Origin of the sequence: Proteus sp. G2675 (genome assembly GCF_963886535.1) — a bacterium.
Taxonomy (GTDB): Bacteria; Pseudomonadota; Gammaproteobacteria; order Enterobacterales; family Enterobacteriaceae; genus Proteus; species Proteus mirabilis.
The window spans coordinates 25,495-51,893 of record NZ_CAWPCB010000003.1; the positions used below are offsets into that span (position 1 = coordinate 25,495).

The 26,399-nt window shown below is 39.4% G+C and carries 23 protein-coding genes; 11 read left to right on the forward strand and 12 right to left on the reverse strand.

Translation table 11 applies throughout. The features are described 5' to 3' along the window. The first annotated feature begins 27 nt into the window (after positions 1-27). On the forward strand, positions 28-1,221 hold the full coding sequence (locus AACQ49_RS00245) for a lactate oxidase (protein WP_049210469.1): 1,194 nt from the start codon (positions 28-30) through the stop codon (positions 1,219-1,221). A gap of 76 nt (positions 1,222-1,297) precedes the next feature. On the opposite strand, the gene eptB is transcribed toward AACQ49_RS00245, so the two are convergent. Beyond that, on the reverse strand, positions 1,298-2,989 hold the full coding sequence (gene eptB, locus AACQ49_RS00250) for a kdo(2)-lipid A phosphoethanolamine 7''-transferase (RefSeq protein ID WP_161778832.1): 1,692 nt from the start codon (positions 2,987-2,989) through the stop codon (positions 1,298-1,300). 540 nt (positions 2,990-3,529) lie between these two features. Here eptB and fdhF point away from each other — a divergent pair. After that, positions 3,530-5,674, forward strand: a complete 2,145-nt coding sequence (fdhF, locus tag AACQ49_RS00255) for a formate dehydrogenase subunit alpha (RefSeq protein WP_080544259.1) — start codon at positions 3,530-3,532, stop codon at positions 5,672-5,674. An 88-nt stretch (positions 5,675-5,762) separates the two neighbouring features. On the opposite strand, the gene AACQ49_RS00260 is transcribed toward fdhF, so the two are convergent. Together AACQ49_RS00260 and AACQ49_RS00265 are read right to left on the reverse strand one after the other, a co-directional pair. Continuing rightward, positions 5,763-6,650 carry a 2OG-Fe dioxygenase family protein gene (locus AACQ49_RS00260; protein ID WP_012368813.1) on the reverse strand — a complete coding sequence of 296 codons (888 nt, stop codon included), beginning with the start codon at positions 6,648-6,650 and terminating at the stop codon, positions 5,763-5,765. 190 nt (positions 6,651-6,840) lie between these two features. Continuing rightward, complete coding sequence (locus AACQ49_RS00265; protein ID WP_004245418.1) at positions 6,841-8,454, reverse strand: sigma 54-interacting transcriptional regulator; 1,614 nt, start codon at positions 8,452-8,454, stop codon at positions 6,841-6,843. A gap of 396 nt (positions 8,455-8,850) precedes the next feature. Here AACQ49_RS00265 and hydN point away from each other — a divergent pair, with 396 nt between their 5' ends. The 4 genes from hydN to sugE all read left to right on the forward strand — a co-directional run bounded on the left by hydN (position 8,851) and on the right by sugE (position 10,569). Then, positions 8,851-9,408, forward strand: coding sequence for an electron transport protein HydN (gene hydN / locus AACQ49_RS00270; protein ID WP_004248867.1), 558 nt, complete (start codon positions 8,851-8,853; stop codon positions 9,406-9,408). Positions 9,409-9,481: 73 nt separating this feature from the next. Beyond that, positions 9,482-9,823: a hydrogenase maturation nickel metallochaperone HypA gene (hypA, locus tag AACQ49_RS00275; RefSeq protein ID WP_004245415.1), complete on the forward strand. Its 342-nt coding sequence runs from the start codon at positions 9,482-9,484 to the stop codon at positions 9,821-9,823. Positions 9,824-9,831: 8 nt separating this feature from the next. Further along, positions 9,832-10,122 (forward strand): hydrogenase maturation factor HybG, encoded by a 291-nt coding sequence (hybG, locus tag AACQ49_RS00280; RefSeq protein ID WP_004245414.1) that lies wholly within the window; start codon positions 9,832-9,834, stop codon positions 10,120-10,122. Positions 10,123-10,254: 132 nt separating this feature from the next. Then, positions 10,255-10,569: a quaternary ammonium compound efflux SMR transporter SugE gene (sugE, locus tag AACQ49_RS00285; protein ID WP_004245413.1), complete on the forward strand. Its 315-nt coding sequence runs from the start codon at positions 10,255-10,257 to the stop codon at positions 10,567-10,569. Positions 10,570-10,641: 72 nt separating this feature from the next. On the opposite strand, the gene frdD is transcribed toward sugE, so the two are convergent. The 4 genes from frdD to frdA are packed head-to-tail and all read right to left on the reverse strand — an operon-like array spanning position 10,642 to position 13,952. Beyond that, positions 10,642-11,001: a fumarate reductase subunit FrdD gene (gene frdD / locus AACQ49_RS00290; RefSeq protein ID WP_004245412.1), complete on the reverse strand. Its 360-nt coding sequence runs from the start codon at positions 10,999-11,001 to the stop codon at positions 10,642-10,644. A 14-nt stretch (positions 11,002-11,015) separates the two neighbouring features. Continuing rightward, on the reverse strand, positions 11,016-11,411 hold the full coding sequence (gene frdC / locus AACQ49_RS00295) for a fumarate reductase subunit FrdC (RefSeq protein WP_004245411.1): 396 nt from the start codon (positions 11,409-11,411) through the stop codon (positions 11,016-11,018). Between the two features lie 14 nt (positions 11,412-11,425). Beyond that, a complete protein-coding gene (locus AACQ49_RS00300; RefSeq protein WP_004248868.1) occupies positions 11,426-12,163 on the reverse strand; it encodes a succinate dehydrogenase/fumarate reductase iron-sulfur subunit in 738 nt (245 codons plus the stop codon). Then, positions 12,156-13,952, reverse strand: a complete 1,797-nt coding sequence (frdA, locus tag AACQ49_RS00305; protein WP_004252782.1) for a fumarate reductase (quinol) flavoprotein subunit — start codon at positions 13,950-13,952, stop codon at positions 12,156-12,158. Before frdA ends, AACQ49_RS00300 begins: the two co-directional genes overlap by 8 nt. Positions 13,953-14,909: 957 nt before the next feature. On the opposite strand from frdA, the gene epmA reads away from it, so the two are divergent. Then, positions 14,910-15,887 carry an elongation factor P--(R)-beta-lysine ligase gene (epmA, locus tag AACQ49_RS00310; protein WP_004245408.1) on the forward strand — a complete coding sequence of 326 codons (978 nt, stop codon included), beginning with the start codon at positions 14,910-14,912 and terminating at the stop codon, positions 15,885-15,887. A 261-nt stretch (positions 15,888-16,148) separates the two neighbouring features. On the opposite strand, the gene glpQ is transcribed toward epmA, so the two are convergent. Then, positions 16,149-17,228, reverse strand: coding sequence for a glycerophosphodiester phosphodiesterase (gene glpQ, locus AACQ49_RS00315; protein ID WP_004248870.1), 1,080 nt, complete (start codon positions 17,226-17,228; stop codon positions 16,149-16,151). Positions 17,229-17,361: 133 nt separating this feature from the next. Next, positions 17,362-18,714 (reverse strand): glycerol-3-phosphate transporter, encoded by a 1,353-nt coding sequence (glpT, locus tag AACQ49_RS00320; RefSeq protein WP_004245406.1) that lies wholly within the window; start codon positions 18,712-18,714, stop codon positions 17,362-17,364. A gap of 380 nt (positions 18,715-19,094) precedes the next feature. Here glpT and glpA point away from each other — a divergent pair, with 380 nt between their 5' ends. The 3 genes from glpA to glpC are packed head-to-tail and all read left to right on the forward strand — an operon-like array spanning position 19,095 to position 23,240. After that, positions 19,095-20,753: an anaerobic glycerol-3-phosphate dehydrogenase subunit A gene (gene glpA, locus AACQ49_RS00325; RefSeq protein WP_004245405.1), complete on the forward strand. Its 1,659-nt coding sequence runs from the start codon at positions 19,095-19,097 to the stop codon at positions 20,751-20,753. Beyond that, positions 20,743-22,050: a glycerol-3-phosphate dehydrogenase subunit GlpB gene (gene glpB, locus AACQ49_RS00330; RefSeq protein WP_004248872.1), complete on the forward strand. Its 1,308-nt coding sequence runs from the start codon at positions 20,743-20,745 to the stop codon at positions 22,048-22,050. The genes glpA and glpB overlap by 11 nt, the downstream gene beginning before the upstream one ends. Beyond that, a complete protein-coding gene (gene glpC, locus AACQ49_RS00335; RefSeq protein WP_004245402.1) occupies positions 22,047-23,240 on the forward strand; it encodes an anaerobic glycerol-3-phosphate dehydrogenase subunit GlpC in 1,194 nt (397 codons plus the stop codon). The genes glpB and glpC overlap by 4 nt, the downstream gene beginning before the upstream one ends. Before the next feature lie 156 nt (positions 23,241-23,396). On the opposite strand, the gene AACQ49_RS00340 is transcribed toward glpC, so the two are convergent. Further along, the gene (locus AACQ49_RS00340; RefSeq protein ID WP_004245401.1) at positions 23,397-24,500 is read right to left on the reverse strand and encodes a glycerol dehydrogenase; all 1,104 of its coding nucleotides are present in this window, start codon (positions 24,498-24,500) and stop codon (positions 23,397-23,399) included. A 319-nt stretch (positions 24,501-24,819) separates the two neighbouring features. Then, positions 24,820-25,494: a 7-cyano-7-deazaguanine/7-aminomethyl-7-deazaguanine transporter gene (locus tag AACQ49_RS00345; protein ID WP_004245400.1), complete on the reverse strand. Its 675-nt coding sequence runs from the start codon at positions 25,492-25,494 to the stop codon at positions 24,820-24,822. 210 nt (positions 25,495-25,704) lie between these two features. On the opposite strand from AACQ49_RS00345, the gene tusA reads away from it, so the two are divergent. After that, on the forward strand, positions 25,705-25,959 hold the full coding sequence (tusA, locus tag AACQ49_RS00350; RefSeq protein WP_004245397.1) for a sulfurtransferase TusA: 255 nt from the start codon (positions 25,705-25,707) through the stop codon (positions 25,957-25,959). 67 nt (positions 25,960-26,026) lie between these two features. Here tusA and tnpA read toward each other — a convergent pair whose 3' ends face one another. Then, on the reverse strand, positions 26,027-26,395 hold the full coding sequence (gene tnpA, locus AACQ49_RS00355) for an IS200/IS605 family transposase (RefSeq protein WP_023843551.1): 369 nt from the start codon (positions 26,393-26,395) through the stop codon (positions 26,027-26,029). Positions 26,396-26,399: the final 4 nt, after the last annotated feature.

Genomic DNA, 26,399 nt, shown 5'->3' on the forward strand with positions numbered 1-26,399 from the left:
CCATTAATTCCTACATAGGGGGAGATAATGAAACATACATTGTTAAAAACGACTGCAATTGCTATGGCATTAAGTGTGGGAGTTGTGCAAGCGACTGAATATAAAGCGAGTACCGCAGAACATCCAATCAAAATAGTTAATTTAGATGCTCTTGAAAATCAAGTAAAAGAAAATATGGATAAAGGCGCTTTCGGTTATATTCGTGGTGGTGCTGAAGACGAAAATAACTTGCGTTCTAATACAAATGCATTTAATAAAAAATATATTATGCCTCGTGCATTACAAGGGATTGAATTTTCCGATCTGAATTTAAAAACAGAATTTTTAGGTATTAAATTAGATACGCCTATTATTCAGGCACCGATGGCAGCCCAAGGGCTTGCTCATCAACAAGGCGAAGTTGCCACAGCAAAAGGTATGGCGAAAGCGGGCTCTATTTTCTCATTAAGTACTTATGGTAATAAAACCATTAAAGAAGTCGCGCAAGCACAACCGGGTTATCCGTTCTTTTTTCAGCTATATATGAGTAAAAACAACGCGTTTAATCAGTATATTTTATCGCAAGCAAAACAGTATGGCGCGAAAGGTATTATTTTAACGGTTGATTCTCCTGTGGGGGGATATCGTGAAGATGATATTAAAAATAGTTTTCAATTCCCATTAGGTTTTGCCAATTTGGAAGCATTCGCCAAAATCAGTGATGATAAATCAAAAACAGGTAAAGGTTCGGGTATTAGTGAGATCTATGCTCAAGCTAAACAAGCATTTACTCCTGCGGATATTCAATATGTGAAAAAGATGTCAGGTTTACCAGTCATTGTGAAAGGTATTGAATCACCTGAAGATGCCGATACTGCAATTAAAGCGGGTGCTGATGCGATTTGGGTGTCTAATCATGGTGGTCGTCAGTTAGATAGTGCACCAGCAACCATTGATGTATTGCCAGCCATTGCCAAAGTCGTGAACAAACGTGTTCCTATCGTTTTCGATAGTGGAGTTCGTCGTGGCTCACATGTCTTTAAAGCGCTAGCGAGTGGTGCAGATGTTGTTGCTGTGGGGCGTCCAATTCTTTATGGATTAAATTTAGGCGGTGCTGAAGGTGTGAATTCAGTTATTGAGCAATTAAATAAAGAGTTAAGAATTAATATGATGTTAGGTGGTGCAAGAAACGTCAAAGAAATTCAAGCAACACACCTGTATACAGATGCTGACTTTAAATAAGCCATTATTTTAATCTCAGCGAGTAAAAACCCCATGCTTAATCTTAAACATGGGGTTTTTATTGATTAGAAACGAGTTACTGTGCTTCGCTAGCTATGTCACCAAAACAGAGATTATTTTGATTATTAATCCCCCCATCGGGTGATGAGTAACCTAGACAGCCTAATATCGAGTCAAAAATATTATGATGATAGAAAGTCCGGTTATTATCTTGATTTCGTTTGAGATTATCAAATAACTGTTTATTTTCAGGCTCAGCTAAATAGCTATCTGACATCCACACTAAGAAAGGCACTTTAAATTGTTCTGGTGGTGCAATTTCTTTTGGTGTGCCGTGTAAGCCACCTTTTTCTGAAATTGACTCGCCGTGATCTGAGGTATAAAACACAATGGCTTTTTTATCACGCAAGGTATTAAGTACACCATCAATAAAGTAATCAGTATAAAGAATAGAGTTATCATAAGCATTGATTAGCTGCTCTTTGGTGCACTCATCGTCAACGTTTAAGCATTCAGGTTGGTATTTTTTAAATGCGTTTGGGTAACGTTGCGAGTACATAAAGTGTGAACCTTTAGTGTGTAAAATCACTAAGTGGTTACCTTTAGAATAGTGAGCAACGGAATCTGCGACTTCGTTAATAAGCAAAGTATCATCTAATTCTTTGCCAAAATTACTATTTTTGGCGGTCATCATCTCTTTCATGGCATAGTTATCTAAATCAAGCTTATTGTAAAACCAAAGCTCACTTTGCATTGAAAAGAGTTCTGATGTCATTCCTAGCTGATGTAACACTGAGAAAATATTGTTCTCTTTTAACGTTCGTTGATCGTTATTTTCTGTACCGTTTTCACGCACAAACATACATTTTAGCGAAAGTTTTGTTGCTGTATCGCAAGAGATACCTTTCAGAGCAATCAGATTTTTTTCTTGGCTTAATAGGGGATTGGTTTGTCTTTCATAACCGAATAGCCCCATATGATCCCACCTTGCTGTCTCGCCAATAATAAAGACCACATAGACATCTTCATTGGCTTTTGACGGTATATAGGTAAAGTTATCCGCGGGATCAAAGATATTCTGGCTATTAAAGTGGTCGTCGTACTGTGTTATCGCATATTGAAATAAAGGAATAATCCAGTTGGTCGGTAAATAGGCGTAACTTAAACCACCGCTGTAGCTTGGCAAATCTAAGTTATTCTTGATTTCATAGGCTTTTTGTTTCGAATCTAAGGTTTTTAGATAGGCAAATACCGCAAGAGCAATTACGAGCATTTTGACCGTATTTTTGATCCAGATTTTTTTCTTTTGCTGCTGAGTTATATTTTTTTCTGGTTTCTTACATAACCAAGTTAGCGCTAGGGGTAAAATAGATAACCCAATAATCCAAATAATCACATTAGGGCTAATCAGCTCTTTTGATAAATCGATATCTGTGGTGAGCGTAGAAATAATAATGCCATAGCCAATAACTACATCAAAGAAAGAGATATAGTAACTAGCACAAACACTAATGAGCAGAATAAAAGAAGCGACTATTTTAAAAAATAGTGTGCCACAAAAAGAAATAAGTCGTAATAAGAAGAAAGTAAAGGCAATGTTTACTGCAACTTCACCCAGTATATATAAACTTTCAATGAGGGAGTTGTGAGAATTCTGTGTGCCATAACGGCCAATGTAAACGGAAAGATTAAGAAATAAACCAATATAGACAGCTAAAAAAAGAGAAACTTTTTCTTTTGAAAATCGTAAAAACTTTAATTTTTGCATGTTGAGCTATTATCAAATTTTTGGGGTGTAGAGGTCTTTAAGACCGCATTGTTGTTTTCAGGTTCAGTATTATGGGCTTTTTTTTTATTGTTTTTCACCTTTTTTCTTGCGAATAAATTGTTATTCAAAATATTAATTCTTAAAAATTTACCTAAATAAGAATATAGCAAGTCAAATTATCATATTGTCATCAAATAATGATGTGTTTAGTTGTTAAATAAAAATAACTAATTGTATTTATTGAAAAATAATAATTTTATTGATGAGAAGAATACATAGAGAAAATCGTGTTAATTAGACCGATTAATCTTTGCTATTACTGCTTGCTCATCGTCGACATAAAAATCGTCATTAGTGTCGATAATTGTTTCCTTTTTGTCTCTTACTCATCTTATTACTGATAACTGTCTGTTATTTTTCTTTGTTTTTCATCTAATTATAAAATATTTAAAATAATGGCTTATTTGGCACAGTCTCTGCATAGATAAAGGAGAGAATCGGGTATTAACCTGAAAGTTGATGAACACAGGAGCAATGTTGATGAAAAAAGTCATCACGGTCTGTCCGTATTGCGCCTCAGGATGCAAAATCTACCTGAAGGTGGAAAACGGTAAAATCATTGGCGCTGAAGGAGCCAATGGTTTAACAAACCAAGGTGAGCTGTGTCTGAAAGGGTATTATGGATGGGATTTTATCCATGATACTAAGATACTGACTCCACGCCTTAAAACACCTATGATCCGCCGTGAAAGAGGTGGAAAATTAGAAGCGGTTTCTTGGGATGAAGCTATTGAGTTTGCGAGTAGCAAACTACTTGCTATCAAAGAGAAATATGGCGCTAAAGCTATTATGACAACCGGTTCATCACGAGGACCTGGTAATGAAGCTAACTTCGTTATGCAGAAATTTGCTCGTGCGGTTATCGGAAATAATAATATAGACTGCTGTGCTCGTGTCTGACACGGCCCTTCGGTTGCAGGTCTGCAGCGTTCGGTCGGTAATGGTGCTATGAGCAACTCAATCGTTGAGATTGAGGATACCAAATGTCTATTTGTCTTCGGTTATAATGCCGCAGACTCGCATCCTATTGTCGCTCGCCGTATTGTGAAGGCGAAAGAAAAGGGTGCCAAAATTATTGTATGTGATCCACGCTATATCGAAACAGCTCGCTTGGCTGATTTACACTTAGCATTGAAAAATGGTTCTAATATTGCACTGCTAAATGCTATTGCCAATGTGATCATAGAGGAAAAATTATACGATAAATCCTTTATTGAAAATCATACCGAGCAATTTGATGAGTATTGCCAATTAGTCGCAAGTTACACCCCTGAGTCGGTAGAAAAAACAACGGGGTTAAGTGCACAAATTATCCGTGAAGCAGCGCGTATGTATGCCAAAGCGGAAACGGCGACAATCTTGTGGGGAATGGGGGTAACACAGTTCTATCAAGGGGTTGAAACCGTTCGTTCACTCACTAGCTTAGCATTATTAACCGGTAATCTTGGTAAGAAATATGTTGGGGTAGGTCCTGTTCGTGGTCAAAATAACGTACAGGGTGCTTGCGATATGGGAGCACTACCTAATACGCTACCAGGCTATCAGTATGTTACTGATGCGAAAGCGCGTGAAAAATTTGCCAAAGCTTGGGGCATTGAATCGATGCCTGAAGAAGTAGGCTATGCGCTTAGTGAAGTACCTCATAATATCGACCATGGTTTAATTAAAGCACACTATGTGATGGGGGAAGATCCACTACAAACTGAGCCAGATTTAGCCACTATTCGTAGAACTTTTGAAAAACTCGATTTACTGATAGTACAAGATATCTTTATGACCAAAACAGCATCGATTGCTGATGTTGTTTTCCCTGCCACATCATGGGGTGAACATGAAGGGGTGTACACATCAGCAGACCGTGGATTCCAGCGTTTCTATAAAGCGGTAGAGCCTGTTGGTGATGTTAAAACAGACTGGCAAATAATCAGCTTAATGGCAACAGCAATGGGTTATCCAATGCATTACAACAACACCAAAGAAATTTGGGATGAGTTGCGTGAGTTATGCCCGATTTATTATGGTGCAACTTACGAAAAAATGGCTGATTTGGCGTATATTCAATGGCCTTGCCCAACAGAAGATAGCCCAGGTACACAATATCTTTATGAAGGCGGTAAGTTCGATACTCCTAATGGTAAAGGTCAATTCTATACTTGTGAGTGGGCGCCACCTATTGATCAACTCTCTGATGAGTTCCCAATGGTATTGGCAACGGTTCGTGAAGTTGGACATTACTCTTGTCGTTCAATGACAGGTAACTGTAAAGCATTAGCTGCATTGGCTGATGAACCCGGTTATGTTCAATTAAACACTGAAGATGCCAAACAGTTAGGAATTAAAGATCAAGAGTTGGTTTGGATACGCTCTCGACAAGGTAAGGTTATTACTCGTGCTGCGGTCAGTGATAGACCAAATAAAGGTGCGGTATATATGACTTACCAATGGTGGATTGGGGCTTGTAACGAACTAGTTGCAGAAAACTTAAGTCCAATAACCAAAACACCTGAGTATAAGTATTGTGCGGTTTGTGTTGAGTCAATTAAAGATCAAGCTCAAGCTGAGCACTATGTAAAAACAGAATATAACAATATTAAACGTCGTTTAAGAGAAGCCGCTGAAGGCTAACTTTGCTGATTAATATTTATTTTCTGTTCGAAAACCGAGCATGACTGATCTAGATATCAGTAAGCTCGGTTTTTTTATCGCTTTATGCTTAGGCTACTTGCTTATTTAAATGTAACGTTAGTGGTAAATCGGGATGTAATTGGGTTGAATCAAACTGATGTGATGGATGAGTGTCTACGGTTGGATAACGGGATAATAACACAATAAAATCCTGATAAGCAGAGTGGTGATTGTCATGCGTAAAAATAGGTGTACCACTATGATTTAACTCATTATCCGCAATTAACAATATATCCAGATATTGGGCATTATTATGCTCATAGAGAACATTATTAGGATTAATATCTTGCCAAGGTGTACCTATTGCTTCTTGAGGAGAATGAACACGTAATGCGCCGGAATTATTTTTTACATTATTTTTATTCATCATGACAATCATTGTGTGATCAACACCATCTTTATGCACCCCTTCAATAGAAAGCTCACTTAACGAATTAGGTTCAGCAATGAGTCTTAAATGAAATACCGTTGAAATTGATTTAGGGGATTGTTGATCGGTTAAGCGGCGTGGTGTAAATCGATTTCCTTCAATCAGGAGCATTTTCAATTTTAATAATGCTTGGTAAGCGGTATTGCTTTGCCAGCGATCGTCAATTGCTCGAAAGTGTCTTTGTGCACCGCTATCTTCACGAATAAAGCCATCTTCTTCAGTGAGGACAAAAGGTTGATACTCTAGTCGTGAAATGGTTTTAGCCTCATTATCGAAAAGGTAGCGTCCGGTGCGAGAGTGACGAAACGACAATGTAGGATCTTGCGCGAGATAATCACCATATTCTATGAGTGTATCTATATCTTTCTCTGTTGCACCTAATTGTTTTATTAAATCAATAACTATTTTTTGTGGAATAAAAACATATTTATTATTTTTATATTCTTCTTTTATTTTATTAATTTTATTCGTAAGCAGGTCATTCATAGGTAATATGCTCCATGGATTATTTATATTCTTATAATAAGTTAGCGTTAATTAACTAGTGATAATAATTAAAGAAATATAACCACTAAAATTATAGATAGGGATAAAAAAGTTGCCAATGGACAGAAAAAAACGAGTGTAACAAATTAATTACACTCGTTTTATAATATCGGCTGTAGTGGTCGTAAAACTAAAGAATTTCAGGAATGGAAATACCTAAGCGTTGCATACGTGATAATAAGGTGGTTCTTTTTAATCCTAATTTTAATGCCGCACCTCTGGCACCAGCCACTACACCGTTAGTTTCTCTAAGGGCTTGTATTATCCGCTCACGCTCTTCATCATCACTTTCAGGTGCGCTAGTTTGCATCTTTTTTTCTATGGCTGATGGTTGCGAAAGCACTTGTTTTAAACGAGATGGTTTATTGATATTTAACTCTTTTAGTTGCAAATTTAGCGTAGAGCCTCGAGTTAAAATAACCGCGCGCTCAATAATATTTTCAAGCTCTCGTACATTTCCCGGCCAAGGATAATGGGTTAATTGCTCCAAAGCATGTGTTGGAATACAGTCTATTTTTCTATCCATGCGACGGGCAATTTTTTGCGTAAAATATTTTGCCAATAAGGGGATATCTTCAGGTCGCTCCCGTAATGGCGGGATAATAATAGGAAAAACATTCAGACGATAATAGAGATCTTCTCGAAATTCCCCTTCATCCGTCAGTTCACATAAATCTTTATTGGTCGCTGCAATTAAGCGTACATCCACAGGAATAACTTTATTACCACCTAATCTTTCAATTTCACGCTCTTGGAGAACCCGTAATAGTTTTGGCTGTAATTCAATGGGCATATCGCCAATTTCATCGAGAAAAAGCGTACTTTTATCTGCCATTTCAAATCGACCCACATGGGCATGTGTTGCACCCGTAAAAGCGCCTTTATCATGTCCAAAAAGATCACTTTCTAACAGACCGGAAGGTACTGCTGCACAATTCATTTTTATCATCGTCTTATTTTTACGATGACTTAAACGATGGATCGCTCGTGCAATTAACTCTTTACCAGTACCTGTTTCGCCTAAGATAAGTACAGTACTGTCACTTTGAGCGACTAACTCAATTTGTTCTAGTACATTATGCATGGCATCGCTTTGATAAATAATCTCGCTAAAACTACCATTTCTATTTATTTGTTCATTAAGCCAAATATTTTCGTTCTTAAGGCTATCTTTAAGGTGAGTTATCTCTTCATAAGCGGCGGCATTTTCAATTGCAATCCCGATGCGCGCGGCAATTTGTTGCAATAATTGACAAGTTTCTTCAGTAAAAACACTACTTATTTCATGCGCTAGGATTAATAAACCTAGCGGTTTACGGTTAAAAGCCAGTGGCAATAACAAAGCCGTCTGCATATTTTGTTTTACGAGACGTTTAATCAAAACATCGTCTTGATCTTCTTTATTGATATCGATTAAAACGGGTTTGTTTTGATGAATAATTTCTTCGGCTTTGTTATTGGCGCTACTGAACTTACGTTGTTGACGAATGACAGATTTTCCTGTCTGATAACGACTAGAATAAAGAATACCTTCATGACTATTTTGTGATGAAGTACGACATAACATCAGACTAATATGATTAAGTCCGAAAAAACGATGTATTTCTTTAGATACTTCAGAAATGAGGCCATCCATGTCTAGATGCGCTAATACAGAATTTGTAATATCGACAAGTATACGATATTGATTCCGCTCACTGCGAAGGCTCTCCATAGTTTCAGCATTGTTACTGCTTAATTTCATGACACCACCGATTGCCCTAAAAAATTAACTATATTGTAATCGCTTTATTATAAATTTATATCAATGACTGAGTCATTTTTGATCCAAACCGCTATTTTCTTATTTAACGGGAAAGTAAAAAATATAAATTTAACAAATCGATATATATTTATTTATATATTGATTAGATCGTCAAAAATGTCGAATAAATTGACGAAATATAATTTTCCTAATTAATAATCATTTTTATTTGCAAATTATTTAATTGAAAAATAAGGATTAGTTAATTTAAAAATAGATTGGCATGAACCATGCTATATCTAATATATAGATACCTAATTGTTATTCTAAATTAGATAATTAATTGCGTTTATCGCCAATATAACGGCTATATATAACAAACAGCAGGAGAATATGATGAACCGTTTCATCATTGCAGACCCTAAAAAGTGTATTGGTTGCCATACCTGTGAAGTAGCATGTGTTGTTTCACATCAGCAAGCTTCCCAAGATAATTTAGCAATCGACCAAATTAGTGAGCAAAATTTCCAACCACGCATTCATGTGGTGAAAGGCTTTTCAATTAGTACCGCAGTTGTCTGCCATCAATGTGAAGATGCTCCTTGTGCCAATGTCTGTCCTAATGGTGCCATTATTCATAATAAAGATTATTACTATGTCGATCAGGATAAATGCATTGGTTGTAAAACCTGTGTCTTGGCTTGTCCTTATGGCACTATGGAAGTGGTTTCTCGTCCAGTTATGCGTAAATTAACCGCTCTCAATACGATTGAAGCATTTAAAGCTGAAGCCAATAAATGTGATTTATGTCATCACCGTGCTGAAGGTCCTGCTTGTGTTGAGGTTTGCCCAACGCAGGCATTAGTCTGTATTGATAGAGATGCACTTGAAGATATGGTTAAAGAGCGTCGTCGTAAAGCGGCTTTTGAAACAGGCGCGGATTTATTGTTCTAAGATCAAGAATAAAGCAACTATGTCCTGATACTATAGTTGCTATTATTTATCCTGCTTCAAGTAAGGTATAGACATGCATGAAATCACGCTTTGCCAGAGCGCATTTGAGATAATTGACTCACAAGCTAAATTAAATAATGCGCAAAAAGTAAAAAGCGTTTGGATGGAGATCAGCGCACTATCTTGTGTTGAAGTCTCTGCACTTGAGTTTTGCTTTGATATTGTTTGTCGAGATACTATCGCACAAGGTTGCCAGCTACATATTGAGGTTATCCCAGCTAAAGCATGGTGTTGGGATTGCCATCAAGTGGTGACTGTTTCGACTTTTAATGCAGGTTGTCCTGCTTGTGGTAGTCAAAATTTGCGGGTTGAGAATGACGATGCAATGCGCATAAAACAAATAGAGATCGAATAGGGGTTGTTATGTGCCTTGGTATTCCAGGTCAAGTTGTTGAAGTGGGAAAAACCATCACTGAAAATGCATTGGTCGATGTTTGTGGTGTTAAGCGTGAAGTGAATATCGCATTAGTTTGTGAAGGCGAGCCTGATACGATGATTGGTAAGTGGGTATTAGTGCATGTGGGTTTTGCCATGAGTATCGTTAACGAACAAGAAGCACAAGAAACCCTTAACGCATTGATGGCGATGGGGGAAGTCGAAGACGATGTGAGTGCTTTTCTCTATGGTGAGGAAAGTACAGCTAAACGTGCTTGAGCAAATTTAATACTATTTGCATGGTTGCTGACTTTTTCTTATACTCTATTTTCACTTTTCAAAGGCTGGGACGACCCAGCTTTTTAATCTGTATATTCAGGGGACGACCCCAATTATCAATAGGGGTAGTTTATGTCTTGGATAATTCTCTTTGTCGCTGGCCTATTAGAAATTGTGTGGGCGGTTGGTCTTAAATACACTCATGGTTTTACCCGTTTAACACCAAGTATTATTACGATCAGTGCGATGATCGTGAGTATGGGGATGTTATCGTATGCGATGAAAGGCTTACCTGCGGGTACGGCTTACGCCATTTGGACCGGTATTGGTGCCGTTGGTACGGCTATCTTTGGTATTATCGTTTTTGGTGAATCCGCCAATATTTATCGTTTATTGAGTTTAGCGATGATTGTTTTCGGTATTATTGGTTTGAAATTGGCGAGTTAATTTTTATATTCACGCAGTTTAGCGATAAAAAAAGCCACTCAATGAGTGGCTTTAATTTTATTTATCAAGCGATTATAGTGTAAAAACACCAATAATTGCGATAACACTAATAATTGCTGCAGCACCATAAAATACCCAATTACTAGCAGGTACATGCACTTTAAAATCGTGCAACGTATGGTGAATACGGTGTAATGCACACCAAACTGGCAGAATAATCATTAGCAGTAAGAAAATACGACCAATAAAACCTTGGCTAAATGCCATGATACGATCGTAAGTAAATGCTTCTGGCGCAATACCCATCGGGATTAGAATACCGAGCAGGATAATAATTGCTGGAGAGACAATCGCACTCCACATACCACCTGCACCAAATAATCCCCAGAAAATAGGTTCATCAGAGCGCTTAGGAAGTTGATTCTGATTCATTATTTCCTCCTGGGTTAAACAATTAGCGCCACTGCCAGAATAACGACAGTCACGACGATGGTTAGACCCCATAAACCACGAACGATAGGCTCTTGTGGTAATTTTTCATCTTTAACGACGATATTAACGGCTTTCGGTGCAAGCTTAAACCAAGTGGCCGTATGGAATACCGTTGCGATAAGGGTCACAATATTAATCAGCATCACTATTGGGTTACTTAGGAATCCAACGAATCCCGCCCAACTTTCTGGTCCATTTTTCAGTGCAAATACACCGAACAGTACAACCAGACTGAACCAAAGTTGTGGTAGACAAGTTCCTTCACGGGTGATGTAGAAACGATAGAAACCGAGTTTCGTCCACCAGTTTGGCTGCATACCACGAACATAAGGCTTACGTTTTGTTGTCATGTCTTGTTTCCTCCTTAACGTGGTTTCAGCATGGCAATGACAAAGTCTTGCGCACTGGCTGCTTTACCCTGCTGAATAGCCGCAGCAGGATCCACATGTTTTGGACAGACTTCAGAGCAGTAGCCCACGAAAGTACAAGACCAGACGCCATTTTCACCATTTAATTGAGGCATACGCTCTTTAGCCCCGTGGTCACGGCTATCGGTATTGTAACGTTGTGCTAACGTAATCGCTGCAGGACCAATAAACTCAGGATTTAAACCAAACTGAGGACATGCTGCATAGCATAAACCACAGTTGATACAACCAGAGAATTGGTGGTATTTCGCCATTTGAGCAGGAGTCTGTTTATTTGGACCTTCTGAAGGCTTACGATCATTTCCTAAAATGTAAGGTTTAATCGCTTCTAAGCTTTCAATAAAGTGAGTCATATCGACGACAAGGTCGCGCTCGACAGGGAAGTTACCTAACGCTTCGATTCTCACCCCATTTGGGTAGTCACGCATAAAGGTTTTACAAGCCAGTTTTGGGACTCGGTTAACCATCATGCCACAAGAGCCACAAATCGCCATACGGCAAGACCAACGGTAAGACAGATCTGGCGCTAAGTTATCTTTAATATAACCCAATGCATCCAATAATGAGGTTTGCTCATCGTAAGGCACATCATAAGTGACGAAATGAGGCGCATCATCCGTTTCGGGGTTATAGCGCATGACTTCCATCTTAACGTGCTTCATGTCATCAGCCATTCGCTTTCTCCTTATTCTGCTTGTCTTGTGCAGTCGCTTCACCACCATAGACACGTTTAGCAGGAGCAGATTTGGTGATCTTCACATCGCTATATTCTAAACGCGGTGCACCTTCTGGGTTATAGAATGCCAGAGTGTGTTTAAGGAAGTTCACGTCATCACGCTCAGTACAACCTTCGTCAAGACGTTGGTGTGCACCACGAGACTCTTTACGATTGAATGCAGAATGCGCCATACATTCAGCGACATCTAAACCAAAGCCAAGCTCAATTTTATACAGTAAATCAGTATTAAAGACGCTACTGGTATCTTTAATTTCTACGTGTTTAAAACGTTCTTTTAGTTCAGTCAGTTTATCAATGGTTTTTTGCATTAATTCAGGTGTACGATAGATACCGCAACCTTCTTCCATGGCTTCACCCATTTCATCGCGGATCTGAGCCCAATTTTCAGAACCTTTTTGGTTCATCAGTTTTTTCAAATTGTCTTCGATGTCACGAGTTTGTGCATCTAATGCTGATGCGTTAGCAGGGGTTGCTTCTTGGGCACGACGAACGGCTTCTTCCCCAGCAAGACGACCAAATACTACAAGTTCAGCCAGTGAGTTAGAACCTAAACGGTTAGCGCCATGTAAGCCGACAGATGAACACTCACCCACCGCAAACAGACCTTTAATACGTGTTTCTGTGCGCTGATTAGTCTCGATACCACCCATGGTGTAGTGTGCAGTTGGACGAACTGGAATAGGTTCATTAACAGGATCAACACCCACATACGCTTTTGCCAGTTCACAAATGAATGGTAAACGTTCATGAAGTTTTTTCGCACCCAGATGACGTAAATCAAGATGCACAACATCACCACGGTGAGTTTTAATGGTACGACCCGCGCGCCACTCATGCCAGAATGCTTGAGAAACTTTATCGCGAGGACCTAATTCCATATATTTATTTTCGGGTTTACCTAATGGTGTTTCTGGTCCTAGGCCATAATCTTGTAGATAACGGTAACCATCTTTATTGACCAGAATACCCCCTTCACCACGGCAACCTTCGGTCATCAGAATACCTGAGCCCGGTAAACCAGTTGGGTGATATTGCACAAATTCCATATCACGCAGTGGCACGCCATGACGTAAGGCTATCCCCATACCATCACCTGTAACGATACCGCCATTAGTATTAAAGCGATAAACGCGACCTGCGCCACCTGTTGCCATAATGACAGCATTAGCACGAATTTGAACTTTCGTCCCTTCCATCATATTAATAGCAACAACACCACGAGCGTGGCCTTCATCAACAAGGATATCGAGAACGAAATGTTCATCGAAACGTTGAATTTGTGGGTATTTTAAAGAGGTTTGGAACAGGGTGTGTAACATGTGGAAGCCGGTTTTATCGGCGGCGAACCAAGTCCGTTCGATTTTCATCCCACCAAAACGTCGGACGTTGACTGACCCGTCTTCTTTACGGCTCCAAGGACAGCCCCAGAGTTCTAGTTGAGTCATCTCTGTTGGACAATGCTCAACGAAGTAATCAACGACATCCTGCTCACACAACCAGTCACCGCCAGAAACGGTATCATTGAAGTGAAAGTCGTAGGAGTCGTGAGCCTGAGTCACTGCTGCTGATCCGCCTTCTGCTGCCACAGTGTGGCTACGCATAGGGTAAACTTTTGAGATCAGAGCAATTTTCAGTTGAGGATTTGCTTCCGCTGCAGCAATTGCTGCTCGTAAGCCTGCGCCCCCGGCTCCGATTATCGCTATATCGGCATTAAAGGTTTGCACTGCGCTTCTCCATTGTTCAAGTGAAAATTGGAATAATTGTCTAGAATTCAATTCACTGACATTATTAATTTAGTAATGCTATTTTTTAAGCTATCCGTAACGAAAATGTTTCACTGCCTTGTGACTACGCTTGATAACATCGTTATTATCATTGACTGTAATTTTAGTATAACGAAATGTAAGGTACGGAAATTTGATATGAATGATGGTTTTCCCGTATTTCACAAAAAAAGTGTGATCTACACCAAGAATTCTCGGTTTTACTAATAATTAACCAGATAAACTTGAGCATAAAATAAAATATTTAATTCTAAAATAAAAATAAAGTTAGCAATGAATAATTCGTTTTTAAAGTATAGATAATTTGAATTACAAAGAACAATGGTTTTTTGTTATTGACTGATTTTTAAGGTAAAATAAATTATCTTTAAGCTGTTTTAATATAATTTAATAAAAATATAAACAAATAGTTAAAATAAACTTTTACTATTTATCTAAAACAAATCGATTTGTCTTATTAATTGTTAATAAAATATTAATAAAATCTCTTAAAGATTATAATAGCCATCAAACTTAACGGCGCTAAATATTAAATAGTGCTTAAAATTGATAAAAAATAGACTTATTTTATATAAGAAAAATATGAGTTTATTGTTGAACTTAATTGAGAAAGAGAATTATTCTAATTTTTATTTTTGATACACCGTTGCGCTATTAGTGGCATAAAAAGTTGTTATCGTTATTGGCTTGGGATAGACGTGCTATTGCTAGTGACGAAAAAACGCAAAAAGTAGATGATTTGTAGAATTGTATTGATTGTATTTATATGTTTGTCGATATTTAATCAATATAATTGGTGGGAATGAAAATATGGTACATCTTTTCTGGAAGAAATTTGTCTGTTGAAGAGGATGCGAGTAAACTGCACGCTTTGTTTTCTGTTGGAGTTTTTCGTTCATGAGTGAAATCGCGGATTGGCAGCCAAGCGCCTCAATCGCCAACTTACTGAAAAAGGCGAAAATTGTCAGTAATATTAGGCGTTTTTTCGCTGATCGTGGTGTTTTAGAAGTTGAAACACCGATGATGAGTCAGGCTACCGTTACCGATATTCATCTATGCCCATTTGAAACCCAATTTGTGGGGCCTGGTGCTTCTCAAGGGCTAAAGTTATATTTAATGACCAGTCCTGAATACCATATGAAGCGTCTATTAGCGGCGAACAGTGGGCCAATTTATCAAATGGGGCGTTGCTTCCGTAACGAGGAAGCCGGTAGATATCATAATCCGGAATTTACGATGCTTGAATGGTATCGACCTTGTTTTGATATGTACCGGTTGATGAATGAAGTCGATGATTTATTACAAGAAGTGCTTGATTGTGAAGCGTCTGAATCGCTCTCATATCAACAAGCCTTTTTGCGCTATCTCGATATCGACCCTTTATCTGCAGATAAAGAAAAGTTACGTGAGGTTGCGGCAAAGCTTGATTTATCAAATATTGCTGACACAGAAGAAAATAGAGATACGCTACTGCAATTACTTTTTGTGTCAGGTGTAGAGCCTCATATTGGTCTTGAAAAACCAACCTTTATCTATCATTTTCCTGCTTCACAAGCTTCCCTTGCTGAAATCAGCTCAGAAGATCATCGTGTTGCAGAGCGATTTGAGGTCTATTTTAAAGGTGTTGAGTTAGCAAATGGTTTTCGTGAATTAACGGATGCTAAAGAGCAACGTCTTCGTTTTGAACGTGATAATCGTCAACGTGTTGCCATGGGATTACCTGAACAGCCTATTGATGAGCGTTTTTTAGCTGCGCTTGAAGCTGGATTACCTGAATGTTCTGGGGTTGCTTTAGGCGTTGATCGCCTGATTATGCTCGCACTCGGTGTTGAGCGTATTAGTGATGTGATTGCCTTCCCTGTTTATAGAGCATAATTTATTTGCTAATCAGATTAAAAAGAGAGTTTAGGCTCTCTTTTTTAATATGAATAATATGGAAAAATACGAAAAATTGGTAAACGAGCATTTAAACGAGCATAAAATTAGCCTAAAACACAATATACTGTGATAACAAACGAGTAAAGCGTATGGATAATCGGAGCGATTTTCACTATGAGACACGGTGAGAGTAGCAGAGCAACTCAAGGGAAATTATCCTGCCCTTTATTGATAAGAGCAGGATAACAGAAATAAAGGTTATTTAGCTTGTTTTTGTAAGAACTTAACCCCTAAATCAGGGAAATCAGTAAATACCCCTTCGGCACCCGCTTGGTTATAAATAATGTCATAAAGCTGATCGCCATCTTTGGCATATTTAGGTAGTTTATCCACTCGTACCGTAAATGGATGAATGGTTAACTTGTTGGCATGAGCATCGGCGGCCATACCGGTTAAGGTGATTTTATCTGGTGTCGAGTCTTCTTCTACTAACATATGATAATCAGGGCCAATGCCATCAGCATAAGTCGCAATTTCTTTCATGGCGCCAGGTTTAAACATCCAGTCATAACTGTAGTTTGTCCATGTGCCATCTGGTTGTTTTTCATATGTCTCATTCCAATCGGTATAAGCGATTAACTGAACCAGTTTTAAATCCATCCCCATTTGTGGCATCAATTCTGTTTTAATGCGTTTTAGATCGTTAGGATCAAAGGATTGTAGATAAACATTATCGCTCTTTTGGGTATAGCCATACTGTTTTAAGACTTCGAGAACTTTTTTAGTAATGTCTTTCCCTTCTTGTTCATGAAACCAAGGTGCTTTGATCTCAGGATAAATACCAATATCTTGTCCTGTTGATTTGTTTAAGCCTTGGATAAACTCAATTTCTTCTTGGAAAGTGTGGATTCGAAAATCGGATTTTCCCATTGGGAAACGATTTGGATAACTTTGGACTTTTTTACCGTCAACAATATCGAAACCTTCGGTAAATTTCAGTCCTTTGATCTCATCAAGAGTAAAATCGATAGCATAGTAACGGCCATCTTTTCTTGCTCTGTCTGGATAGCGTTCAGCAACATCGGTGACACGATCGAGATAGTGATCATGCAAGACAACCAGTTGGTTATCTTTTGTCATCACCAGATCTTGTTCTAGATAATCGGCACCTTGTGCATAGGCGAGTGCTTTGGCAGGTAAGGTGTGTTCAGGTAAATAACCGCTGGCACCACGATGGGCAATCACTACTTTATCGCTTGCTGCTTGTGCGATTGTACTTAAAGATAGAGTTAAAAGAACGCCCGCCACTAACGGTTTCAGTTTGAAAGGTGTACTCATAAAGTTGCTCCATTTTCATTTTCGTACAATAAAGCTATGTACAGTTGGCAATAAAAAAGCCACATCAGAAAGTTGATGTGGCTTGATTTTTAGAGATGAGATTTAATCAATTTCATAAATAATCAGTTAATGATTATTCATACTTCTGTGACATTTCACGTTTGTGTTTGGTTTCATTTATCATCACGATAAGTAATAACACAACAGATAATACACTACCGCCGATCATGACCATAAAGCCACCGTCCCAACCGAAGTAGTCAACGGTATAACCTACGATAGCACTTGCCGCAACAGAACCCCCTAAGTAACCGAATAGACCGGTGAAGCCTGCTGCGGTACCCGCAGCTTTTTTCGGCGCTAATTCAAGGGCGTGCAGACCAATTAGCATAACAGGACCATAGATTAAGAAACCAATGATTAACATACATGCCATATCAATGTTCGGGTTACCTGCTGGGTTCATCCAGAATACGATAGTGGCAATGGTTACTAAGGTCATAAAGAATACCCCAGTTGCACCACGGTTACCTTTGAACACTTTATCTGACATCCAACCACACAGCAGTGTGCCTGGAATACCTGCGTATTCATATAAGAAGTATGCCCATGAGGATTTATCCATGGCGAAATCTTTGACTTCGCGAAGATAAGTCGGAGACCAGTCCAATACGCCGTAACGAAGTAAGTAAACAAATACGTTAGCAATTGCAATCATCCACAGAAGTTTGTTAGGGAAAACATACTTCATAAAGATTTCTTTTGCTGTCAGTTCTTGTTCGTCTGTTTCTTTATAATCAGGTGGATAATCGTTTTTATATTCTTCGATAGGAGGTAGACCACAAGATTGTGGTGTATCGCGCATTAATGCAAACGCAATCATCGCTACTAAAATAGCCGCGAATGCTGGCATATATAATGCTGCTTTCCAGTCGTTAAACCATGCCATACCTAACAGGAACAGCAATGGCGGTAAACCACCACCGACGTTATGAGCACAGTTCCAAATAGAGACGATACCGCCACGCTCTTTTTGTGACCACCAGTGAACCATGGTACGTCCACAAGGAGGCCAACCCATACCTTGGAACCAACCACACAGGAACAACAGCACGAACATGATCATAATGCTCGAAGTTGCCCATGGCACAAAGCCCATAATTAACATCACAATGGATGCAAGAATAAGACCTGCGGGTAAGAAGTAACGCGGGTTAGCACGGTCAGAGAATGACCCCATGATAAACTTAGAGAAACCGTAAGCAATCGAGATCCCTGATAAAGCAAAACCCAGATCCCCTTTAGAGAATCCCTCTTCTACGAGGTAAGGCATTGCTAAAGCGAAGTTTTTCCTTACTAAATAATAAGCAGCGTAACCAAAGAAAATCCCCATAAAGATTTGCCAACGTAAACGGCGATAGACAGGATCTATCTGTTCCTTTGGCAGACGCGCTTTATGCGGCGCAGGTCTAAACAGACTTAACATATTAGCCTCCGATGGCTTTTATTTTAATATGTTGATATTAAACAATGACAAAACGAACAACAAAGTAATCAAAAAATTTTCTTTAACGAACGTAATAGTAAACTTGTTGAAGCAAATTTACTGTGAAGTAATACTCAGTTGTCGAATAATTTTTCAAGATGTGTAATTTTGAGTGATATGTTAACTTTATGAAACACTTTCTGGTAAATAATTTGTGATTAGTATCACATATGTCGTTTTAATTTTTCACTCATGAGCGTTTCTCTTTCGTTTTTGCTCATTATCAAACATTAACCACATTTTTTGTGTATCTTATACACTATAATTAACGTTAAAGAATAATTAAGCGTTTGCTGAATGTAATGTGAGAGGGCATCTCTATGATGAGCGGTTCACCAGTGACAGAAACAGATGTCATTATTATCGGCGGTGGAGCTACGGGGGCAGGCATGGCAAGAGACTGTGCTCGTCGTGGATTACGCTGTATCCTACTGGAAAGACACGATATCGCAACCGGTGCAACCGGTCGAAACCATGGTTTATTACATAGTGGCGCACGCTATGCAGTGACCGATCCGGAATCAGCGCGTGAGTGTATAGAAGAAAACATGATCTTAAAACGGGTCGCTCGTCATTGTGTTGAAAAAACGGATGGCCTTTTTATTACTCTCCCTGAAGATTCGTTAGAATTCCAACAAACCTTTATTCAATCTTGCCAAGCGGCAGGTATTGATGCTCAAGCCATTTCACCTGAAGAAGCTATTCGCTTAGAGCCTTCGGTGAATCCTAATCTTATTGGTGCGGTTAAAGTACCTGATGGTACGGTTGATCCTTTCCGCTTAACGGCGGCCAATATGTTAGATGCACGTGAACATGGCGCGCAAGTGCTCACTTATCATGAAGTGATGGGCTTGATCCGTGAAGGCGACCGTGTGAAAGGTGTACGTGTTTATGATCATCAATCTAAAAATATGTATGAGATCCGCGCACAAATAGTGGCCAATGCCGGAGGAATATGGGGACAAAAAATTGCAGAATATGGTGATTTAAAAGTCCGCATGTTCCCAGCAAAAGGGGCATTACTGATTTTAGGACACCGTATTAATAATATGGTGATCAACCGCTGTCGTAAGCCTGCGGATGCCGATATTTTAGTGCCTGGCGATACCATCTCATTAATAGGAACCACCTCAACTCGCGTTCCTTATGATGAAATCGACAATATGTATGTCACCCCTGAAGAGGTTGATATCCTGATCCGCGAAGGTTCAATGCTGGCACCTAAACTGGCTCAAACTCGTATTTTACGTGCTTATGCCGGTGTACGTCCTTTAGTGGCTAGCGACGATGATCCTTCTGGTCGTAATGTGAGCCGCGGTATTGTATTACTTGACCACGCACAACGGGATGGACTCGAGGGCTTTATCACCATAACCGGTGGTAAATTAATGACTTACCGATTAATGGCTGAATGGGCCACAAACAAGATCTGTGAGAAATTAAATATTTCAGCAAAATGTACCACGGCTGAAGAGCCACTACCTGGCTCTCGCCAATCGGCAGAGCAAGCATTGCGTAGTGTGGTGTCGTTACCGGCGCCAATTCGAGGCTCAGCGGTTTATCGCCATGGCGATTTAGCCAATAAACTATTGAGTAATGAGCGTATTGATAAAAGCTTAGTGTGTGAATGTGAAGCGGTCACGGCCGGTGAAGTTCGTTATGCAGTGAATTCTTTAACCGTGAATAATTTGCTTGATTTACGCCGTCGTACTCGTGTGGGAATGGGAACTTGCCAAGGTGAGTTATGTGCTTGTCGCGCAGCAGGATTATTAAATCGTTTACAAGTCACAACGCCTCATGGCTCCGAACAACAACTTGCCCATTTTCTAAATGAACGTTGGAAAGGTATTCGTCCTATCGCATGGGGTAATGCATTACGTGAAAGTGAGTTTACCAGTTGGGTGTACCAAGGTTTATGTGGCTTAGATGCCGATATGATTGATAAAACAGCTTCAGTGGAGGCCGATGATGAAATTTGACGTTATCATTATAGGAAGCGGATTAGCAGGACTGACTGCGGGGATCCGCCTTGCTGAAGCGGGCAAATCTTGCGCCATTATCAGTAATGGACAAAGTGCGTTACATTTTTCATCTGGATCACTGGATTTATTAACGCATCTTCCCGATGGCACGCCAGTTTCTCATCCGAAACAAGCGTTATCAACACTGGCACAACAAGCACCAGAGCACCCATATAGTCGTATTGGTGAAGCAAATGTCACTCAATTGATAGAGCAAGCGCAAACGCTGTTATCAACCACGAGAAATTTAGACTATAAAGGTAACGGTGATGAAAACCATTACCGTATTACCCCGGTTGGACGTTCTCGCATGAGTTGGATGAGCCCACAGCGCGTGCCGACTTATAGCGTTAATCAACCATTCCCATGGAAAAAAATAGCGGTGGTGGGGATTGAGGGATTCTTGGATTTTCAACCTCAGTTTGCAAGTAGTACTTTAAATGAACAAGGTATTGAGGCCATTCCTTATCACATTCATTTACCTTTATTGGATAGACTACGTGATAATCCAAGTGAGTTTAGAGCAATTAATATTGCGCGCTATTTAGATAAGCCTGAAAACACGCAAGCATTAGCAGAAGAATTAATTAAACACATAGATAATAGTGTTGAGGCGATTGTACTACCTGCATGTATCGGGCTAGATGAAGAAGCGCCAGTTAATTTATTACAAGAGTGTGTGGGTAAACCAATTTGTCTATTACCGACATTACCGCCTTCATTATTAGGTATTCGCCTACATCAGGCACTAAAACTGCGTTTTCAACAAGCAGGTGGTTTGATCATGCCGGGTGATCGCGCAGAAGAAGCCGATTTAGTTGGTAATAAGGTTGTCGGTATTCATACCCGTAATCATACTGATATCCCTATCCGTAGCGAGCATGTCGTATTAGCCACAGGCAGTTTTTTCAATAATGGCTTAATTGCGGAATTTGATCGTATTTACGAGCCATTAATGGAATTAGATTTGTTAGAAAGCTTACCGCGTAATGAGTGGACACAAGTCAATGTGTTTGCCAAACAGCCTTATATGCGATTTGGTGTTAATACAGATAGTCAATTAAGACCGTTAAAATATGGTGAAGCGTTAGACAATGTCTATGCGGTGGGGGCGCTTTTAGGTGGTTTTGATCCTCTAAATGAAGGCTGTGGTGCAGGTGTCTCCATGATAAGTGCACTCTATGCAGCTCAACAAATATTACAGAGTGATAAATCGCAGCACACCACATCTGCGGCTGTGGAGGCAGTACTATGAGTTTACAAGATACCAGTTTTGAAAGTTGCATTAAATGTACAGTTTGTACGACCTATTGTCCTGTGGCAAAGGTCAATCCACTCTATCCTGGACCTAAACAAGCAGGCCCTGATGGTGAGCGTTTACGCTTAAAAGATCCCATGCTTTATGATGAAGCACTGAAATACTGTACTAACTGTAAACGTTGTGAAGTGGCATGTCCTTCAGATGTAAAAATAGGGGATATCATTTCCCGTGCTAAACTTAACTACAATCCTAAAACACCTAAAATTCGTGATGCTATTTTAAGTCATACTGATTTAATGGGAACGCTCTCTACGCCAATGGCGCCGATTGTTAACACTATTACCGGATTAAAACCAGTACGTAAAATCTTGGATAAAGCGCTTAAAATCGACCATCGTCGTGAATTACCCAAATACTCTTTTGGTACATTTAGAACATGGATGAAAAAACAGGTTGAAGAGCAAGCACGCTTTAAAGATCAGGTTGCGTTTTTCCACGGTTGCTATGCTAACTACAATCACCCTCAATTAGGGAAAGATTTAGTTAAAGTATTCAATAAAATGGATATTGGTGTTCAACTATTAAAACGTGAAAAATGTTGTGGTGTTGCATTAATTGCCAACGGCTTTGTGAAACAAGCGAAAAAACAAGCTACCGTAAACCTTGAATCTCTGACAGAAAAAATTGTGGAGAACAACATTCCGGTTGTTGCTACATCTTCTACTTGTACTTTCACTATTCGTGATGAATATGAACATATTCTAGATATTGATACTTCAAAAGTACGGGAAAATATAGAATTAGCAACACGTTATATTTATCGGTTATTGGAAGAAGGGCGTGAATTACCATTAAAACATACCCCATTAAAAGTGGTTTATCATACCCCTTGCCATATGGAAAAAATGGGGTGGGCGGCTTACTCCATTGATTTAATCAAACGTATTCCTGGGGTAGAAGTGATTGTATTAGATTCACAATGTTGTGGTATTGCCGGTACTTATGGTTTTAAATCGGAAAACTACGATGTTGCGCAAGGCATTGGGGCGGGATTATTCCGTCAAATTGAAGAGAGTGGTTGTGATTTAGTCATTACAGATTGCGAAACCTGTAAATGGCAAATAGAAATGTCAACAACCAAAAAATGTGAACACCCAATTAGCTTATTAGCTCGGGCATTGTAGAAAAAATTAATGAGATAACAATAACGTAGTCACTGATTACAATAACAAGCAATTTGGGAATAAAAGTCGATCTTTTATTCCCTTTTTTATTACTTTACATCACATTGTGAGTCAACAGGGTACAGAGCACCCTGTTGGCGCCATTAATATTAATCCTTAATATAACCACTCACGCCCTAATTGGTCTGCTGCCATAATCGCCGCAAACACTTTATCGGAATCAACATCAAATGGCATATTGTAAATTGTTTCACCTTCTGCACAGCTTAATTCTGCGACAGCCATGATTTTTTCATTTAATTCATCACCTGTAGCATGTACGCCTAATTCTTCTAAGGTAACAGGTAAGCCAACTTGAACACAGAAATCGAGTACTTCTTCGATCTCTTCTAACGGGCTATTTTCTAGCACTAGTTGAACTAGAGTACCAAAGGCGACTTTTTCACCGTGATACATTGCATGGCACTCTTCTAATGCAGTGAAACCATTATGTATTGCATGTGCGGCGGCTAATCCGGCACTTTCAAAACCAATACCGCTTAAAAAGGTATTTGCTTCGATAATATTTTCAACCGCAGTAGTACACACACTACGGCTGACGGCCAGTTTGGCTTTATAGCCATCTTCAAGTAGGGTGTGATAACAAAGCTCTGCTAATGCCAGTGCTGCAAGGGTGGTTTTACCTCCAGCCATTGTTTGCTTTTGTGCTCGACTACAGGCTCTTGCTTCAAAATAGGTCGCTAAGGCATCTCCCATCCCTGCCACTAATAAACGTGGTGGTGCTGAGGCAATTACATTGGTATCCATAACAACGATATCAGGATTTTTCGGGTAGAAAAGATAGCTATCAAATGCGCCTAATTCTGTATAAATAACAGAAAGTGCGCTAGTAGGAGCATCGGTTGATGCGATAGTCGGAGAGATCACCACAGGTAACTGGCATTTATAGGCGACGGCTTTGGCGGTATCAAGGGTTTTTCCTCCCCCAACACCAATGATAACAAGAGCGGCTTGTTGTTTGGCTATCTCAACTAAGCGGTCAATCTCTTTATGTGTACATTCACCGTGAAACTGTTCAAAGTGTCCATTGACTTCATACTGTGTCATGCTGTCTTTGACGATGCTGCCAGCCAGATCCATGACAAACTTATCAGCGATAATCAATGCTCTCTCACCCAAAGGTTTTGTATATTTCCCAATATGATATAACGCATCAGGCCCTTGGATATACTTCGCTGGGGATTGAATAACTTTTAACATAATAGACTCCTACTATCTTCAAAAGAGTAAAAAATCTTTATGGCGGGGAATATCATCTTAACCGAGATGGAAAAAAGCTGAGATGATCCAGAATACTTTAATAGTTTAATTGATAATAAAAATATTATATTGAAACGGGTTAATTTTTGTATTGCTAGGCAATAAAAGTCTTACTCTTTATCATTCATCAATAGTAGTGCGGTGTCTTCACTTATTATGCTAAATAATGGTATTTATTGCCGGTAGATCAAGGTATTGGTAAAAGTAAGCTAAGGCTTTATTGTGCAAAGAATAAAGCCTTATTGGGGGAGTCAATCAGCTAAGGACGGATTTGAGCATAGCTTTGTTGTTGATTTTCTTGTGCAAAAAAGTAGCGCAAAATAAAGTTCAATAATACGCCATAGGCCGGTAAGAAAAACAGCATACAAATCGTCAATTTAAAAGTGTAATCCACAAGCGCTATTTCGACCCAATTGGCCGCCATAAACGCATCTGTACTGCGATAAAAGGCAATAAAAAAGAAGGCAACAGTATCTAAGAAATTACCAAAAAACATCGCTGCACTTGGTGCAACCCACCATTTTTGTTGTTGTCTTAAACGATTAAAGACAGAAACATCCATAATTTGTCCTAACACATACGCCATAAAGCTTGCTGTCGCTATTCTTGCCACCATGATATTAAAATCATTGAGTGAGGCAAAACCTTGCCAACTTCCTTGGAAAAAGAGTGTTGATATTAGGTAGGAAATAGCTAATGCCGGTATCATAACGGCAGTAATAATGCGTCTTGCCAGAGGGGCTCCATAGATACGAACAGTTAAATCTGTCGCTAAGAAAATAAATGGAAAAGTAAATGCACCCCATGTGGTATGGAAGCCAAAAATAGAAATAGGCAATTGAACAAGATAATTACTAGAAGTAATTATCAATATATGAAATAACGAAAGCCATAATAGCGCCGCCGCTTTTTGGCGGGAGGTAAACCTATACATAAATTGTACCTTTTTAGTGATTGGGGTGAGGGAACCCAATAAAACGTATGATTTTCTCTCATCAGGAGAGGATGCGCATCATACTCTTGTTGCGCAACAAAAGCAAAGATCGGCGATAACTCAACGTGAAGTTGATGAATGTGCCGTGATGTGCGAGGCAAAGCGAGATATAATAGTGCTATCTGTTAGTGCGAAAAAATGGTTAATACAATGAATGCCCAATTTGATGATGCGACAAAAACATTAGATACCTTAGGACTACGTTGTCCTGAGCCTGTTATGTTAGTGCGTAAAACCATAAGAAATATGGCTCAGGGGGAAACACTGTTGGTGATTGCTGATGATCCGGCTACAGTGCGTGATATTCCCGGTTTTTGTCGTTTTATGGAACATGACCTATTACAGCAAGAGACGCAAGCAACACCTTATCGTTATTTGATCCGCAAAAAAGAGGGTCAGCTGTAAATCAGCTTATCCAAAGCACCGTAAAACCCCGTCCTTCAGGTCGGGGATATAAGGCGCGGTTTTTTAACTAACTAGGTGTTTCCTGTTGCTCAATGTACTGGCGGATAATGGATATTGGTGCGCCACCACAACTCCCCGCGAAATAACTCGGCGACCAAAGAACCCCTTTGTAGTAATCACGTTGGGCAATATCAGGACGATCACGTCGAAGTAATCGACTCGATACCCCTTTAAGGCTGTTAACCAGATTAGATATCGCCAGTTTTGGCGGGTAATTAATCAGTAAATGAACGTGATCCCGTTCCCCATCCATTTCAACCAGTTCAACATCAAAATCAGCACAAACACTGGCAAAGTAGCCTCGCAATTTTTCAATGGCATCCTGATCAAATATTTTTCGCCGGTATTTTGTGACAAAGACCAAATGGACGTGCATCAGG